The sequence below is a fragment of the Gordonibacter pamelaeae 7-10-1-b genome (assembly GCF_000210055.1).
GTDB classification, from domain to species: domain Bacteria; phylum Actinomycetota; class Coriobacteriia; order Coriobacteriales; family Eggerthellaceae; genus Gordonibacter; species Gordonibacter pamelaeae.
The window spans coordinates 598,680-600,090 of the sequence record NC_021021.1 but is presented as its reverse complement, the minus strand read 5'-3'; the positions used below and the strand labels follow the sequence as shown (position 1 = coordinate 600,090).

2 protein-coding genes are annotated in these 1,411 nt (G+C 69.5%); both read left to right on the top strand.

Translation table 11 applies throughout. From position 1 onward, the window contains the following. A partial coding sequence (locus tag GPA_RS02840) for an ABC transporter ATP-binding protein (protein ID WP_156791121.1) occupies window positions 1-768 on the top strand: 768 nt, incomplete at its 5' end. A gap of 175 nt (window positions 769-943) precedes the next feature. After that, window positions 944-1,123, top strand: a complete 180-nt coding sequence (gene rpmF, locus GPA_RS02835) for a 50S ribosomal protein L32 (RefSeq protein WP_041238879.1) — start codon at window positions 944-946, stop codon at window positions 1,121-1,123. Window positions 1,124-1,411: the final 288 nt, after the last annotated feature.

Genomic DNA, 1,411 nt, shown 5'->3' with positions numbered 1-1,411 from the left:
CGCGGGCGGGCGGACGGGTTCGTGGCCGGAGAAGTGCGCTACCGCGGCGCGCGCTTCGGCTACGACGGCGAGCACGAGGTGCTGCGCGGCCTGGACCTGGCCATACCGGCCGGGACGACCGTGGCGCTCGTGGGGCCGTCGGGCGGCGGCAAGACCACCACGTGCTCACTTCTGCCCCGTTTCTACGACCCGGGCGCGGGCTCGGTGGAGATCGACGGCATCGACGTGCGCGACGTGACGGTGGAGACGCTGCGCGAGGCCATCGGCATCGTGCAGCAGGACGTGTACCTGTTCGGCGGCACCGTGCGCGAGAACATCGCCTACGGGCGACCCGATGCCACGGACGCCCAGATCGTGGAGGCGGCGCGGCGCGCGAACATCCACGAGTTCGTCATGGGCCTGCCGGAGGGCTACGACACGTTCGTGGGCGAGCGCGGGGCGCGGCTGTCGGGCGGGCAGAAGCAGCGCATCGCCATCGCGCGCGTGTTCCTGCGCAACCCGCGCATCCTCATCTTGGACGAGGCCACGAGCGCGCTCGACAACGAGAGCGAGCGGGCCATCCAGGCATCGCTCGAGGAGCTGTCCGAGGGCCGCACCACGCTCGTCATCGCGCACCGGCTGTCCACCATACGCGGCGCCGACCTCATCGCGGTGGTGGAGGACGGCCGCATGGTGGAGCAGGGCACCCACGACGAGCTGCTGGAGCTGGGCGGCACGTACGCGCGCTACTACGAGATGCAGTTCGGCCGCCCGTCGGAGGGGCTCTGATCCACGCGGCGCGCCCCCGGGGCGGCCGCCGTGTGGAGCACGTGTGGCATGTCGAAGAAAAGCGCAGATGGGGCCTTGCGCGGCGCACGAACCTTTGGTACTATACCGTTTCGCATGTTTACTAAGCGAGGACGGGCGGCACGGGTTCGCCCGGCTTACAGAAGGAGCATAGATCATGGCAGTACCTAAGCGCAAGATGGGCCGTATCCGCACCCATAACCGTCGCAGCAGCAACGATAAGATCGGTGCGCCCGCCCGTTCCGTGTGCCCGCAGTGCGGCGAAGTGAAGCTTCCGCACCGCGTGTGCCCGAACTGCGGCTTCTACAAGAACCGCGAGGTTATCGAGACGGAATAGCGCATCCGCGCTTTGGCGCGCGCTCTTCGGCCGCGTTGAAAAGCCTCCCCGCACGTCAGCGCCCGCTGATGCATGGGGAGGCTTTTTCAGGTTGGTCGAGCAAGGCGCGCGGCTGGGACCCGGCAGGGCCGGGGCTCGCTCAGGAGGCCGGCCTCGCGGGAGGCCGTCGGCAGAAGGAGGCAATCATGTCCGAGGAAGTCACGATAGCGGTCGACGCCATGGGGGGCGACGACGCCCCGGGCGTCGTGCTCGACGGCGTGGCCCAGGCGCTCGAGGCCGACGGGGCCC

Excerpts from the sequence above, each read along its gene's own strand:
- rpmF (WP_041238879.1), top strand. The coding sequence starts at position 944 with ATGGCAGTACCTAAGCGCAAGATGGGCCGTATCCGCACCCATAACCGT.